Source organism: Desulfurococcus sp., from assembly GCF_049970475.1.
In the GTDB taxonomy this organism is placed as follows: domain Archaea; phylum Thermoproteota; class Thermoprotei_A; order Sulfolobales; family Desulfurococcaceae; genus Desulfurococcus; species Desulfurococcus amylolyticus.
Window position 1 is genome coordinate 1 of sequence record NZ_JBMFMW010000037.1, and the last position, 680, is coordinate 680.

Sequence of the window (680 nt, forward strand, 5' to 3'; positions counted from 1 at the left end):
TGTTCATGGTTTCACCTAGAGGACTCCACCCAGCCCACCAACCCATATAAACCCCTCCTCTAAACACACAGAAAGATTTCAGCCCCTCTCGGAGGTGTGTCTGACCTCCTCACTGCCCTTTAGGGTGGGGTTTTGCGGGGTGGTTTGGGGCTTCATTCCAGGCTCTTACCTGGTTTAGTCCCGCGCCCGGTCTCGGGCGCGCTACCCCTACCCCGCTTAACGCGGGGCTATGGTTTCCAGCGATCACAGCCTCGAATATAGCTGAGGCTCGTAAACACTAAAGACTCATCACCAAGAAACACAAGAGAAAACAAAACCCGTAAATCTCCAACCCAACCCTAAAAGACGGGGCTTTCAATTGTAAATGTTTAAAAACTCTTATGGGTAATCATAGCTCTTTTTGCCCGGTGCATGGGATTAGGGTGGGATAGTAATGGGGTTTGAGAGTAAGTCTAAGCTATTTAATGTAAAAATAATTGACCTGGATATACATAGGAATTTAATTATAATGAATAGTGGTGATGCTGAGGAATTAGGTGTAGTTACAAACAACATTGTTTTAGTTACTGCTGGAGACTACTCGGCTTACGCAATGGTTATAACTAGTAGGACGGTTACTCAACCCGGTGTAGTAGCTTTATCAACGCAGACGGCTTCGGCGCTAAGGGTTTCAGAAGGAG

1 pseudogene is annotated in these 680 nt (G+C 46.6%); it reads left to right on the forward strand.

Annotation, left to right across the window (positions count from 1 at the left end):
* Nucleotides 1-433 precede the first annotated feature (433 nt).
* Nucleotides 434-680: pseudogene (locus tag ACP5N5_RS03490) on the forward strand (AMP phosphorylase); the annotation flags it as partial.